This is a genomic window from Caldimonas brevitalea, assembly GCF_001017435.1.
Classification (GTDB): Bacteria; Pseudomonadota; Gammaproteobacteria; order Burkholderiales; family Burkholderiaceae_C; genus Caldimonas; species Caldimonas brevitalea.
Genome location: NZ_CP011371.1, coordinates 5,857,816 through 5,870,161 on the forward strand (window position 1 = coordinate 5,857,816; position 12,346 = coordinate 5,870,161).

Sequence of the window (12,346 nt, forward strand, 5' to 3'; positions counted from 1 at the left end):
TGAGGCGCTTGGGCCGGACGTGGCCGTCAAAATCCGCTCTCAACTCGAAGATCTAGAACCTATCTCAAAATCGCTTGAGCAGCATCGTGATGGAGGCGAGCTGCACGAAGCCGAGGAAGTTTTCGGGGTAGTCCTCCCAACGCACGAGCACCCGGCGCTTCCATTGCAGCCATGCGAAGTAGCGTTCAGCAAGCCAGCGGCGGACGTAGCGTCTTAGCGCTCGTCCGTCCTGCGTCTTGAGCTTGCGATTGCCGCGGTGTGGAGCAATCATCTCGACGCCTTGCTTTTTGAGCTTGCTGTCCAGATCGTCGCTGTCGTAGGCCTTGTTCCCGATCAGGTGTTCGGGCTTGGCTTCGATCATGTAGAAGTCAAAGCTCAGTTGCACGAGCGTTACCTCGTGATGGTTCGCCGCATGCGTGCTCACCGACAGCGGAAGCCCGTGACGATCGACGATCGCCATGATCTTCACACCCTTGCCTCGCCTGGTGGGGCCAATCTCATCGCCGCCACCCTTGGCCGAGGCAAACGTCGCGTCGATGAAGGCTTCGCGCTCGTCAATATCGCCTTGATCCCTCAGTGTGTTGGCCAGTTCAGTCAGAACCTCGCGCAACACCTCTTGCTGGCACCACTGCTGGAAGCGCCGATGCACCGTCTTGTAGTTCGGGTAGCTCTGCGGCAGCATGTGCCACTGCGCTCCGGTGTTCAAAATCCACAGCACTGCTTCCAGCACGCGCCGCGTCGGGACGGGTTTGCGCCCCGGGCGCCCGGGTGGAATGTTCTCTTCCGGGAAGTGCGCCCTGATGCGCTCCCATTGCTCATCGCTCAACCGCAGCATGACGGCCATTCTCTGAACCAGTCCTCACCCCGTCAACGATTTTGAGATAGGTTCTAGTGTCCTGTCTCAGAAATACGTGGCATTTCGATTCGGTCAGATGGTGATGATCGCGGGTGCGCCGGTCGGGGTCGATACCGGGCGGTATCGACCCCGACCGGCAAGCCTGCGAGGGCGCCATCTGGCCGAACCCCTGCGGGGCGGGCCGAAACGCCACGTATTTCTGAGACAGGACACTAGATGGCGCGAAGCTGGTCCGCCAGCGAGCGGGTCTTTTCGGTGACCACGCCCCCGGTGTGTTGCGTGGTCTTGCGTTCGATGAGCATGAGCAAACACTCTTGCTCGGCCACCGGGTTGTGCCGCACTCCCTTGGGCACGACGAACATGTCGCCAGCGTCGAGTTCGACGGCGCCGCTGTCCATTTCAATCCGAAGATGACCCTGGAGGATGAAAAACAGTTCGTCTTCCTGGTCGTGGCTATGCCAGGCGAGACTGCCCTGCACTTTCGCCACCTTGATGTAGCTGTCGTCGACTTCGGCAATCACACGCGGCGACCACAGTTCGGTGAGAGAGGCCGCGATGTGTTTCGGGGACTTGGCGTTGGACATGGAGACTCCGGCCGATGGAGGTGAACGGGCCTGCGCAGGCTAGCAGACCGCGCAAGCCGCCGCGACACATCGTCGCGCCTGGCCCTAGTCCAGCTTGCGGCCGCAGGCCCCGCAGAAGGTGTCGGTCGGCGCCACCACCGTCTTGCAGGACGGGCAGCGGAGCAGCCCGGGGGCGCCCGGCTCCTGCACGCCGTCGCCTACGCCCGCGTCGTCGGGTGCGGCAGGCCCCTGGCCTTTCGGCGGTGACTCCCAATCGTCGGCCAACGGGGGGTCGCCCCCCGGCGCCACCACCGCCGGAGAGGGTGCGTTGGGCACCGTGCCCGATTCGGCCGAAGGCGCGGCACTGGCCGGCGCGCCACGCCGCACCTGCTCGGCCCGCTGGCGCGCGGCGGCCTGCAACTCCTGCGCACGCCGGCGCGCGTCTTCGGCAGCCTGCTGCGCCTTCTCGCGCGTGCGGGCCAAAGCCGTGTCGACCGCCGCTTCGGCGGCCGTCGTGTCAAGGTCGGCAGTCAGCCGCAGATAGCTCAGGCACAGGCCGTACAGCAGCAGCGCGGCAAACACGGCGCCGACCACGGCCCAGACGATGCCGATGCCCAGGCCGGCGCCGAAATGCCCGCCAGCCGAGACGGAGTCCGACACCTGGGGCATGTCGGGGCCGCCCAGCATCTGGCCGATGTCACCGCCCAGGATGCTGGCGGCCAGCCCCGCGGTGATGCCGAAGCCGGCCCCGATGAAGGCCATGGTCAGCGCCGCGATCAGCCCGACCAAGGCGAACAGCAGCATCAGGCGCAAAAAGGCTTCGAGCGGCCGGTCGGTGATGATGGCCCACAGCTGCGACAAGGCACGCTTGAGGGTGTGGCCCTCGAACAGGGCCGGTGCCGCCAGCCCCCAGGTCACGTAGAGGCCGAGGAACAGCAAGGCACCGCTGAACACCAGCAGCGGCACCACGCCCACCAGCAACACGCCGCCCAGCAAGGGGATCTTGCAGAAGAACAACAACAGCGCCGCGACCGCGAGCCACGCGACCACCACCAGCGAGCACACCAGTGCGAGGCCGAGCAGGCGGGCGACCGCCATCGGACTGCCGCCGAAGGCGGCGGCGCTGCCGGTGACCGGCAGCCCTTGCGCCTGATCCATGAACTGCCGCCCGGCGGCGGCCAGACCCAGCAGGACCAGCCCCCAGGCCAGCAACCCGAACACGAACATCAACAGGGCGACCCCGGTGGCCGCCCCCAGACCGATCAGCAGCGCCGCGGCGACGAAGGTGGCGACGAGCGTGACGAGGGCCGGGCCATTGCGCCAGGCCTCGCCGATGCGGGTCAGGCCATGCGGCCCAGTCCCGACCATACCGAACATAGACATGCAATCCCTCCTGCCCTTCGGGCGTGTGCCGATGGTATCGGAGGCGCTCGGGCGCCCCCCATGCGGCCGTTGGGGGCCGCCACGATAACCCCGCCGCGGCCACTGCGCCACTCCGCGCATCGCGCCGTTCGCGCCCCCCGTCAGATCGCCAACGGGTCGACGTCGATGGCCCAGCGCAGCAGGCCCTTGTGCTCGGCCCGGAGCGCATGCAGCTGGGGCATCCACTGGGCCAGCAATCGCTGCAGCCCGGGCCGGGTGGGCGACTCCACCAACATCTGGGCCCGTTCGACATTGGCGACCCGGGCGACCGCCATCGGCACCGGCGGATACAAGGTCACGCCGGCATCTGCTGCGCCCAGCGCCTCGGCAGCGCCCGCGGCCGCCGCCAGCCAGTCTTGCGCGATCTCCTGGGTGCGCCCCTCGGCCCGTAACAGGGCTTGGTGGGCAAACGGCGGCATCGCGGCCATCTCTCGCTCGGCCAGCGTGCTGGCGGCGAAGGCGGTGTAGTCGTGGCCGCGCAAGGCGGCATACAAGGGATGGGTGGGGTGCCAGGTCTGCACCAGCATCTCGCTGCGCGCCGCCTGCTCGGCATCGCGCCCGGCACGTCCCGCCGCCTGCATCAGCAAGGCGAACAGGCGCTCGCCAGCGCGGAAGTCGCTGCTGAACAGGGCCGCGTCGGGGTTGACCGCGGCCACCAGCGTCACGCGTCGGAAGTCGTGGCCCTTGGCCACCATCTGGGTGCCCACCAGCACGTCGACCTCGCCGGCATGCACGCTGGCCAGCTGCGTTTCCAGCGTGCCCTTGAGGCGCGTGGTGTCGGCGTCGATGCGGGCCACGCGGGCGCCGGGGAGCGCGTGCTCGAGCTGTTCCTCGAGCCGCTCGGTGCCTCGGCCGACCGGTTGGATGTCGGCATTGCCGCAGTCGGGGCAGGCGCGCGGCACACGCTCGGTGTAGCCGCAATGGTGGCAACGTAAGGTGCGGTCGACACGATGGAACACACGCCACGCGCTGCAATGGGGGCAGCCGCTCTTCCAGCCGCATTCCAGGCACTGCAGCACCGGCGAATAGCCGCGCCGGTTCAGCAGCACCAGGCTTTGCTCGCCGCGCTCGAGGCGCCGCTGCAAGGCCGCCACCAGCGCCGGCGACAGGGCTGCGTTGTAGGCCGCGTCCTTGGGCACATGGTTCATGTCCACGAAACGCACCTGCGGCAGCACGCCGCCGCCGACGCGCGCGGGCATCGAGAGCCGCAGGTAGCGGCCGCGCTCGGCCTGCTGCCAGCTTTCCATCGAGGGTGTGGCCGAGCCGAGCACGACCTGCGCACCTTCGAGCTTGCCCCGGTAGACCGCGAGGTCGCGTGCCGAATAGCGTGCCCCCTCCTGACTCTTGTAGGAAGGGTCGTGCTCTTCGTCGACGACGATCAGCCCGAGCCGCGGCAGCGACGCGAACACCGCCATGCGGGTGCCGAGCACGATGTCGGCCTGGCCGAGGTGGGCCGCCAACCAGTGCCGCAGCCGCTGCGCCGGCGTCAAACCGCTGTGCAGCGAGACGATCAGGCGGTCGGGAAAGCGCTCGGCGAAGCGCGCTTCCAGCTGCGGCGTGAGGTTGATTTCGGGCACCAGCACCAGCGCCTGCCGACCGGCGTCAAGGCTGCGGGCCACCAGGCGCTGGTAGACCTCGGTCTTGCCGCTGCCGGTGCTGCCGTGCAGCAGCGCCACCGAACCGGCATCCGCCGCGGCCAGCCCCTCCAGCGCCTGCGTTTGCTCCGGTGTCAGCTCCGGCAGGACCGGGGCCGGACCGCCCGCGGGCGCGAGCTTCTGCAGCTTCTTCAAGCGCTGCGCCAGCTGCGTGTCGTTCAATTTGCGCAGCTCGGGCGGCAACACCGACAGGGCCACCTCGCCGAGGCTGCGCTGGTAATAGTTCGCTGCGAATTGAACCAACTTGCACCATTCGTGTGGCAGCGGTGCCAGGCTGCTCAATGCGGCTTCAACGGGTCGCAGTTCCAGCGGCGGCCCGTCGCCCGGCACGCTGCCGAGGGGGTCGCCGGCCGCGGCCGGCCACACCACGCCACACACCGTGCGCTTGCCGAGCGGCACGTGCACAACGGTGCCAGCCGGCAACGGCCGGTCGCTGGTGTAGCTCAGCGCGCTGCGCAAGGCGCTGTGTTGGGGCGCGTCGACCGCCACCGAAACGACCGTGGCGGGAGGGGTCAGCTCACTCATTTACGCCTGTCATTTCTGCCAGCTCTTCAACTCCTGCTCGTAAACAGTTGATTCAAAACGGCTTTTGGAACTATCCACCATTCTTGTGGATAACTTTGTGGGCAAGCTGCGCAAACGCGCTCTAACTGCTTGCTGGGCGTGCGATTGCTTGCTTTGACGCCTTGCAACGCACCCTCTCGGCCCCCTTCTAAATCAACAACTTAGCAAGCACTTCTTCACAAGCGTGATGCAGCGCGACAAGCCGGGCTGCAAGGCTCTCGTCCCCGGTTTTTTGGGGATAAGTCAAGCCCCGCGCTACTGTTTCCGTGGTTAACCGCGCGAACTTGACGTTCAGCGGAATCTGGAAGCGTTTACAGGGCAGACCGCAAGGTCCGCGAGTGGCGGTGGACCGCATCGACCAGCACTGCGACGCTTTCCGGCGGTGTGAACTGGCTGATGCCGTGACCCAGATTGAAGATGTGGCCGGCGTGAGAGCCGTCGGGGTTGCGCAGCGGACCGAAACTGTCGAGCGCCTTTTCGGCCTCAGCGCGGATTTGATCCGGCTCGGCGAACAAGACCGCCGGATCGAGGTTGCCTTGCAAGGCGACACGGTGGCCGACGCGGGCCCGGGCATGACCCAGGTTGACGGTCCAGTCGACGCCCACCGCGTCGGTGTCGAGCGCGGCAATGGCCTCGAGCCAGGCGCCGCCGCCCTTGGTGAAGACGATGCGCGGGATGCGCTGCCCCTCGTGTTCGGGCTTCAGCTGCTTGAGCACCCGCTCGGTGTAGGCCAGGCTGAACGACTGGAACGCCCCGTCGGCCAGCACGCCGCCCCATGAGTCGAAAATCATCACGGCCTGCGCACCGGCGTCGATCTGCGCATTCAAATAGGCGGCCACGGCATCGGCGTTGACCGTCAGGATGCGGTGCATCAAGTCAGGTCGGCGGTAGAGCATGCTCTTGACCAGACGGTAGTCGTCCGACCCGCCGCCTTCGACCATGTAGCAGGCCAGCGTCCAGGGGCTGCCGGAGAAGCCGATCAGCGGCACCCGGCCCTGCAGCGCGCGGCGGATGCTGGTGACGGCATCGAACACGTAGCGCAGCTTGGCGAGGTCGGGCACTTCGAGTGCGGCGACCGCGGCCTCGTCGCGCAACGGGTGGGCGAAGCGTGGTCCTTCACCGGCGGCGAAGCTCAGCCCCAGGCCCATGGCGTCGGGCACGGTGAGGATGTCGCTGAACAGGATGGCCGCGTCGAGCGGAAAGCGCTCCAGCGGTTGCAGGGTGACCTCGGTCGCATAGCCCGGGTCGGTCGCCAGCCCCATGAAGCTGCCGGCACGGGCGCGGGTCGCGTTGTACTCGGGCAGGTAACGGCCCGCCTGGCGCATCAGCCAGATGGGCGTGTAGTCGGTCGGCTGGCGCAGCAAGGCGCGCAGGAAAGTGTCGTTCTGTAGCGGGGCAAACATCTCGGCATTGTAGGGAGGCAGCCCCACCCCGGCCGTGGCGGAATGCGCGGCCCCGAGCCCGAGTCGGCTTGGCGCCGCCGGGCCAGGGATCGCTGTTTGCTGAGTTGCCGCAACGGCCAGGGTGGCAACCCCGTCTGGAACTGTGGGAGCATGTCCTTATATGGCGAGCGGGGCCGCCCATCGGCCCTGCCCCCTGAAGTCAGCAACAAGTAAAGCGGGAGTACACATCATGAAACGAATGTTGGCGGCTTGGTTGATGGCACTCGGCCTCACGCTCGGTCTGGGCGGTTGCGGCTACAACGAGTTCCAGCGGCTCGACGAAGAGGTGAAGGCCTCGTGGTCGGAGGTCTTGAACCAGTACCAGCGGCGGGCCGACCTGGTGCCCAACCTGGTGGCGACGGTCAAAGGTGAGGCCAATTTCGAGCAGGAGACGCTGACGCGCGTGATCGAAGCGCGCGCCAAGGCGACGTCGATCCAGGTGTCGCCCGAGACCCTCGACAACCCGGAAGCCTTCAACCGCTTTCAACAGGCGCAAGGCGAGCTGTCCGGCGCGCTGTCGCGCCTGCTGGTGGTCAGCGAGAACTACCCCAACCTGAAGGCCAACCAGGGTTTCCAGGACCTGCGGGTGCAGCTCGAAGGCACCGAGAACCGCATCACGGTGGCGCGCAACAAGTACATCGGCGCGGTGCAGCAGTACAACGTGCTGGCGCGCAGCTTCCCGACCAACCTGACCGGCAAGATGTTCGGCTACCAGCCCAAGCCCAACTTCAGCGTTGCCAACGAGGCGGCGATCTCGACGCCGCCCAAGGTCGATTTCGGCGCCTCGAGGTGAGCCCGTGCTGCGCACGTTGTGGGCTCGCCTGACGCTGCTGCTGTTGACGCTGGGCCTGGCAGCGCCTGGGTTGTTCGCGCAAGGCGGTGGCGGCGTGCTGCCGGTGCCCGCGCTGACGGCCCGGGTGATCGACACCACCGGCACTTTGAGCGACGCGCAGCGCGCGGCGTTGGAGTCCAAGCTGCAGCAGTTGGAGACCACCCGCGGCACGCAGTTGGTGGTGCTGATGGTGCCGACCACGGCGCCCGAGGACATCGCGGCGTTTGCCCACCGTGTGGCCGACACCTGGAAGATCGGCCGGCGTGAGGTCGGCGACGGTTTGCTGCTGGTGGTGGCGAAAAACGACCGGCGCATGCGCATCGAGGTCGCCCGCGCGCTGGAAGGCGCGGTGCCCGACTTGGCGGCGGACCGGATCATCCGCCAGGTCCTCACGCCCGCCTTCCAGGCCGGTGACTTCGCCGGCGGCCTGAACGCGGCGGTCGACCGACTCGACGGGCTGATTGCCGGAGAAGGACTGCCCCTGCCCGATGGGCCGGCCGGGGGCGCCACCACCGGGCAGCAAGGCATGCAGTGGGGCGACCTGGCGATGTTTCTGTTCATCGGCGTGCCGGTGGTGGGCGCGGTGTTGTGCGGCGTGCTGGGACGCAAGCTCGGTTCGCTCGCGACGGCCGGCGCGGTGGGCGGCTTGAGCTGGTGGTTGAGTGCCAGCGCCTTTCTGGCCGGCGCCGCGGCCTTCATCGCGTTGATCCTGATGCTCGTGATGGGGGTCGGCAGTGCCGCGATGCCCGGCCGCGGGCGTGGCATGCGGCACCGCACACCCATCATCTGGGGCGGCGGATTCGGCGGCGGTGGTGGCGGCTTCGGCAGTGGGGGCGGCTTCTCTTCCGGGGGTGGTGGCAGCTTCGGCGGCGGCGGCGCGTCCGGCGGCTGGTGAGGCCAGGGAGGAAACCGAATGAGCACGAAATGGTTGCGCATCCTCCGGCATCGCTGGTGGGACGACGCCGACACCCGCCGGCTGATCGGCCCCGAGGCGTTGAAGCGCCTGGAGGCGCGGGTGCAGGAGAGCGAAAAGCGGCACAGCGGCGAGATCCGGTTGTGCATCGAAGGCGGATTGCCGTGGCGTTACCTGTGGCGCGATGCCACCGCGCGCGAGCGGGCGCTGGCGATGTTCGGCAAGCTGCAGGTCTGGGACACCGAAGACAACAACGGTGTGCTGATCTATTTGCTGCTGGTGGAACACCGCATCGAGATCGTCGCCGACCGCGGGGTGGCGAGGCGGGTGCCACAAGCCGAGTGGGACCGCATCGTGCAGCAGATGTCGCAGGCGCTGCGCGAGGGGCGCAGCGAAGAGGCGCTGAACGCGGCAGTCGACGCGGTCACCGCCCTGCTGGTGCAGCACTTCCCGGTGGTCGAAGGGGCGCACAACGTCGACGAGTTGGCGAATCGGCCGCACATGGTGTGAGGCGGTCGCGTGGCCGCGTCGCCTGCTGTCGTCGAACGGCTGTCCGCCCCATCGGTTCAGCGGCGACCGGCCATCGTCGGCCAACAGCTCGGACCGGAGCCACTGGCTACACTGGCCCGATGACACTCACCGCTGAACAACGCCTCCAAGCGCTAGGCCTCGTGTTGCCGCCCGTGACCGCACCACGCGGCAACTTTCGCCCTTACGTGATCCACGGCTCCGTGCTCTATCTCTCCGGCAAGGGCGCGCCGCTGAGGGAGCACGGCGGCCCGGTGCCGAAGGTCGGCGCCGAGGTCTCGGTGGCGCAGGCGCAGCAACATGCCCGAGAGGTGGCGCTGTACCTGCTGGCCCTCATCAAAGACGCCCTCGGCAGCCTCGAGCGGGTGCAACGTGTCGTGAAGGTCTTCGGCATGGTCAACGCCGTGCCCGACTTCACCGAGCACACGGAGGTCATCAACGGCTGCTCGGATCTTCTGGTCGCAGTCCTCGGCGAGCGCGGTGAACACAGCCGATCTGCCATCGGCGTGGGCTCGCTGCCCAAGGGATTCGCCGTTGAAATCGAGGCGGTGGTCGCGTTCGAGTAGCAACACGGCGCGGGCCACTGGATGGCCCGCGCCACGGCACCAGGGTTGACGACTTCGTGAAAGCACAACGCCCGCCGGCGGGGCCGGGCGGGCGTTGTAGGGGACGATCTGCAGTGTCGCGGCTTGCGCCACGGCACCCTGCAATGATCGGTATCAGCTCACTTGCGGCGGAACTTCCGCAGCGCGGCGATTTGCGCGGCCATCGCGGCGAATTCGCTCTGGGCCTTGGCGAAGTCGATGTCGCTCTTGGCGTTTTTCATCGCTTCTTCGGCCAGGCGCTTGGCCTCGGTGGCCTTGGCTTCGTCGAGGTCCTTGCCGCGGATCGCGGTGTCGGCCAGCACGGTCACGCCGTGCGGCTGCACCTCGAGGATGCCGCCGGCGACGAACACGAACTCTTCCTCGCCGTTGTCGGCCCGCTCGATGCGCACCGCACCCGGGCGGATGCGGGTGATCAGCGGCGTGTGCTGGGGCAGGATGCCCAGCTCGCCCGCTTCACCGGGGAGCGCGACGAACTTGGCCGGGCCCGAGAAGATCAGCTCTTCGGCGGACACGACGTCGACTTGTATGGTTGCCATATTTCCAGCTCCCTACGGGGGGACAAGACAGTGCGAGTAGCAAGTGACCTCGGCGCTGCAGACGGACGGACGTGGGCCGTGCGTGCCGCAGCGCCGGGGACGGCGCTTGTTACTGCAGCGTCTTGGCTTTCTCGAAGGCCTCGTCGATGGTGCCGACCATGTAGAAGGCCTGCTCGGGGAGGCTGTCGCACTCGCCGTTGACGATCATGTTGAAGCCGCGGATGGTTTCCTTCAGCGGGACGTACTTGCCGGGCGAGCCGGTGAACACTTCCGCGACGTGGAAAGGCTGCGACAGGAAACGCTGGATCTTGCGGGCACGTGCCACGGCCAGCTTGTCTTCCGGCGACAGCTCGTCCATGCCCAGGATCGCGATGATGTCGCGCAGTTCCTTGTAGCGCTGCAGGATGGCCTGCACCGCACGGGTCGTCGAGTAGTGCTCGTCGCCCACCACGTTCGGGTCGACCTGGCGGCTGGTGGAGTCGAGCGGGTCGACCGCGGGGTAGATCCCCAGCGAAGCGATGTCACGCGACAGCACGACGGTGGCGTCCAAGTGGGCGAAGGTGGTGGCAGGCGACGGGTCGGTCAAGTCATCCGCCGGCACGTAGACGGCTTGGATCGAGGTGATCGAGCCGATCTTGGTCGACGTGATGCGCTCTTGCAGACGGCCCATTTCCTCGGCCAGCGTCGGCTGGTAGCCCACCGCCGACGGCATGCGGCCCAGCAGCGCGGACACTTCGGTACCGGCCAGGGTGTAGCGGTAGATGTTGTCCACGAAGAACAGCACGTCGCGGCCTTCGTCGCGGAACGACTCGGCAATCGTCAGGCCGGTCAGGGCGACGCGCAGACGGTTGCCCGGGGGCTCGTTCATCTGGCCGTACACCATCGCGACCTTGTCGAGCACGTTGGAGTCTTTCATCTCGTGGTAGAAGTCGTTCCCTTCACGGGTCCGCTCGCCCACACCGGCGAACACCGACAAGCCCGAGTGCTGCTTGGCGATGTTGTTGATCAGCTCCATCATGTTCACGGTCTTGCCGACGCCGGCGCCACCGAACAGACCCACCTTGCCGCCCTTGGCGAACGGGCAGATCAGGTCGATCACCTTGATGCCGGTTTCGAGCAGGTCCTGCGACGGGCTCAGCTCGTCATAGGCGGGGGCCTTGCGGTGGATCGACGCGCTCAGCTCGGCGTTCACCGGGCCGGCTTCGTCGATCGGGTTGCCCAGCACGTCCATGATGCGGCCCAGCGTGGCCTTGCCCACCGGCACCGTGATCGGCGCGTTGGTGTTCTGCACCATCATGCCGCGGCGCAGGCCGTCGGACGAGCCCAGCGCGATCGTGCGCACCACGCCGTCGCCCAGCTGCTGCTGCACTTCGAGCGTCAGCGCGCTGCCTTCCATCTTCAAGGCGTCGTACACCTTGGGCATGGCATTGCGCGGAAACTCAACGTCCACCACGGCGCCGATGCACTGAACGATCTTGCCTTCAGCCATTTTTCGTTCCTTCAATCAATATTCGTTGGATGCTTCAGACCCGGCGCGTCAGACCGCCGCGGCCCCGCTGACGATCTCGGAGAGTTCCTTCGTGATCGCCGCCTGGCGCGTCTTGTTGTATTCGAGCTTCAGCTCGCCGATCAGGTTGCCGGCGTTGTCGGTCGCTGCCTTCATCGCCACCATGCGCGCCGATTGCTCCGACGCCATGTTCTCGGCCACGGCCTGGTAGACCAGTGCCTCGAGGTAGCGCCGCAGCAGCTCGTCGATCACCGTCGGTGCATCCGGTTCGTAGATGTAGTCCCAGGCATGCTCGTTGGTGCTGTCGGCCTTCAGATGCGCGGCCGACAACGGCAGCAGCTGCTCCACCACCGGCTCCTGCTTCATCGTGTTGATGAAGCGGGTGTAGCAGAGGTAGACGGTGTCCAGCTTGCCCTCGGCGTACTGGTCGATGACCGACTTGACCGGCCCGATCAGGCGGTCGAGATGCGGCTTGTCGCCCAGCTGGGTCACCTGCGAGACGACCCTGGCGCCGACGCGGTTCAGGAAACCCGCACCCTTGCTGCCGATCGCAACGGTCTGCACTTTCAGGCCCTGGGCTTCCAGTTCCTTGAGCTTGGCCGTCGTGGCGCGCAGGATGTTGGTGTTCAGGCCGCCGCACAGCCCCTTGTCGGTGGTCACGACGATGATGCCGACCTGGCCGGTGCCGCTGTTCTGCTGCAGGAACGGGGGCACGTAGTCAGGGTTGGCCTGGGACAGGTTCGCCGTGACGTTGCGGACCTTGTCGGCGTAAGGCCGGGCCGCACGCATGCGGTCCTGCGCCTTGCGCATCTTCGACGCGGCGACCATCTCCATGGCCTTGGTGATCTTCTTGGTGTTCTCCACCGATTTGATCTTGCCGCGTATTTCCTTGCCTGCCGCCATGACGGAACTCCTTGTTGGTG

General features: G+C 67.1%; 12 protein-coding genes. 4 read left to right on the plus strand and 8 right to left on the minus strand.

The window, feature by feature from the left end; all coding sequences use genetic code 11:
- Nucleotides 1-64: 64 nt before the first annotated feature.
- The 5 genes from AAW51_RS29515 to hemE form a co-directional block, all read right to left on the minus strand.
- Nucleotides 65-835 carry an IS5 family transposase gene (locus AAW51_RS29515; protein ID WP_083438742.1) on the minus strand — a complete coding sequence of 257 codons (771 nt, stop codon included), beginning with the start codon at nucleotides 833-835 and terminating at the stop codon, nucleotides 65-67.
- Nucleotides 836-1,068: 233 nt separating this feature from the next.
- Nucleotides 1,069-1,440, minus strand: coding sequence for a cupin domain-containing protein (locus AAW51_RS24960; protein ID WP_047196787.1), 372 nt, complete (start codon nucleotides 1,438-1,440; stop codon nucleotides 1,069-1,071).
- Nucleotides 1,441-1,524: 84 nt separating this feature from the next.
- A complete protein-coding gene (locus AAW51_RS24965; RefSeq protein WP_157360029.1) occupies nucleotides 1,525-2,802 on the minus strand; it encodes a hypothetical protein in 1,278 nt (425 codons plus the stop codon).
- Between the two features lie 140 nt (nucleotides 2,803-2,942).
- Nucleotides 2,943-5,021, minus strand: a complete 2,079-nt coding sequence (locus tag AAW51_RS24970; protein WP_047196789.1) for a primosomal protein N' — start codon at nucleotides 5,019-5,021, stop codon at nucleotides 2,943-2,945.
- Between the two features lie 350 nt (nucleotides 5,022-5,371).
- Nucleotides 5,372-6,463: a uroporphyrinogen decarboxylase gene (gene hemE / locus AAW51_RS24975; RefSeq protein ID WP_047198272.1), complete on the minus strand. Its 1,092-nt coding sequence runs from the start codon at nucleotides 6,461-6,463 to the stop codon at nucleotides 5,372-5,374.
- Between the two features lie 229 nt (nucleotides 6,464-6,692).
- Between hemE and AAW51_RS24980 the strand changes: the two genes are divergently transcribed.
- The 4 genes from AAW51_RS24980 (at nucleotide 6,693) to AAW51_RS24995 (ending at nucleotide 9,341) form a co-directional block, all read left to right on the plus strand.
- Nucleotides 6,693-7,295, plus strand: coding sequence for a LemA family protein (locus AAW51_RS24980; RefSeq protein ID WP_047196790.1), 603 nt, complete (start codon nucleotides 6,693-6,695; stop codon nucleotides 7,293-7,295).
- A 7-nt stretch (nucleotides 7,296-7,302) separates the two neighbouring features.
- Nucleotides 7,303-8,229 carry a TPM domain-containing protein gene (locus AAW51_RS24985; RefSeq protein ID WP_053014060.1) on the plus strand — a complete coding sequence of 309 codons (927 nt, stop codon included), beginning with the start codon at nucleotides 7,303-7,305 and terminating at the stop codon, nucleotides 8,227-8,229.
- 18 nt (nucleotides 8,230-8,247) lie between these two features.
- Nucleotides 8,248-8,757: a TPM domain-containing protein gene (locus tag AAW51_RS24990; RefSeq protein ID WP_047196791.1), complete on the plus strand. Its 510-nt coding sequence runs from the start codon at nucleotides 8,248-8,250 to the stop codon at nucleotides 8,755-8,757.
- 119 nt (nucleotides 8,758-8,876) lie between these two features.
- Entirely contained in the window at nucleotides 8,877-9,341 is a 465-nt protein-coding gene (locus AAW51_RS24995; RefSeq protein ID WP_047196792.1) for a RidA family protein, read from the plus strand.
- Nucleotides 9,342-9,499: 158 nt separating this feature from the next.
- Here AAW51_RS24995 and AAW51_RS25000 read toward each other — a convergent pair whose 3' ends face one another.
- The 3 genes from AAW51_RS25000 to atpG form a co-directional block, all read right to left on the minus strand.
- Complete coding sequence (locus tag AAW51_RS25000) at nucleotides 9,500-9,916, minus strand: F0F1 ATP synthase subunit epsilon (RefSeq protein WP_047196793.1); 417 nt, start codon at nucleotides 9,914-9,916, stop codon at nucleotides 9,500-9,502.
- A gap of 109 nt (nucleotides 9,917-10,025) precedes the next feature.
- Nucleotides 10,026-11,405: a F0F1 ATP synthase subunit beta gene (atpD, locus tag AAW51_RS25005; protein WP_047196794.1), complete on the minus strand. Its 1,380-nt coding sequence runs from the start codon at nucleotides 11,403-11,405 to the stop codon at nucleotides 10,026-10,028.
- A gap of 48 nt (nucleotides 11,406-11,453) precedes the next feature.
- Nucleotides 11,454-12,326, minus strand: coding sequence for a F0F1 ATP synthase subunit gamma (gene atpG, locus AAW51_RS25010; RefSeq protein WP_047196795.1), 873 nt, complete (start codon nucleotides 12,324-12,326; stop codon nucleotides 11,454-11,456).
- Nucleotides 12,327-12,346: the final 20 nt, after the last annotated feature.

Coding starts and splice junctions, on each gene's coding strand:
- AAW51_RS29515 (WP_083438742.1), bottom strand. CDS start 835: ATGCTGCGGTTGAGCGATGAGCAATGGGAGCGCATCAGGGCGCACTTC.
- AAW51_RS24960 (WP_047196787.1), bottom strand. CDS start 1,440: ATGTCCAACGCCAAGTCCCCGAAACACATCGCGGCCTCTCTCACCGAA.
- AAW51_RS24965 (WP_157360029.1), bottom strand. CDS start 2,802: ATGTCTATGTTCGGTATGGTCGGGACTGGGCCGCATGGCCTGACCCGC.
- AAW51_RS24970 (WP_047196789.1), bottom strand. CDS start 5,021: ATGAGTGAGCTGACCCCTCCCGCCACGGTCGTTTCGGTGGCGGTCGAC.
- hemE (WP_047198272.1), bottom strand. CDS start 6,463: ATGTTTGCCCCGCTACAGAACGACACTTTCCTGCGCGCCTTGCTGCGC.
- AAW51_RS24980 (WP_047196790.1), top strand. CDS start 6,693: ATGAAACGAATGTTGGCGGCTTGGTTGATGGCACTCGGCCTCACGCTC.
- AAW51_RS24990 (WP_047196791.1), top strand. CDS start 8,248: ATGAGCACGAAATGGTTGCGCATCCTCCGGCATCGCTGGTGGGACGAC.
- AAW51_RS24995 (WP_047196792.1), top strand. CDS start 8,877: ATGACACTCACCGCTGAACAACGCCTCCAAGCGCTAGGCCTCGTGTTG.
- AAW51_RS25000 (WP_047196793.1), bottom strand. CDS start 9,916: ATGGCAACCATACAAGTCGACGTCGTGTCCGCCGAAGAGCTGATCTTC.
- atpD (WP_047196794.1), bottom strand. CDS start 11,405: ATGGCTGAAGGCAAGATCGTTCAGTGCATCGGCGCCGTGGTGGACGTT.
- atpG (WP_047196795.1), bottom strand. CDS start 12,326: ATGGCGGCAGGCAAGGAAATACGCGGCAAGATCAAATCGGTGGAGAAC.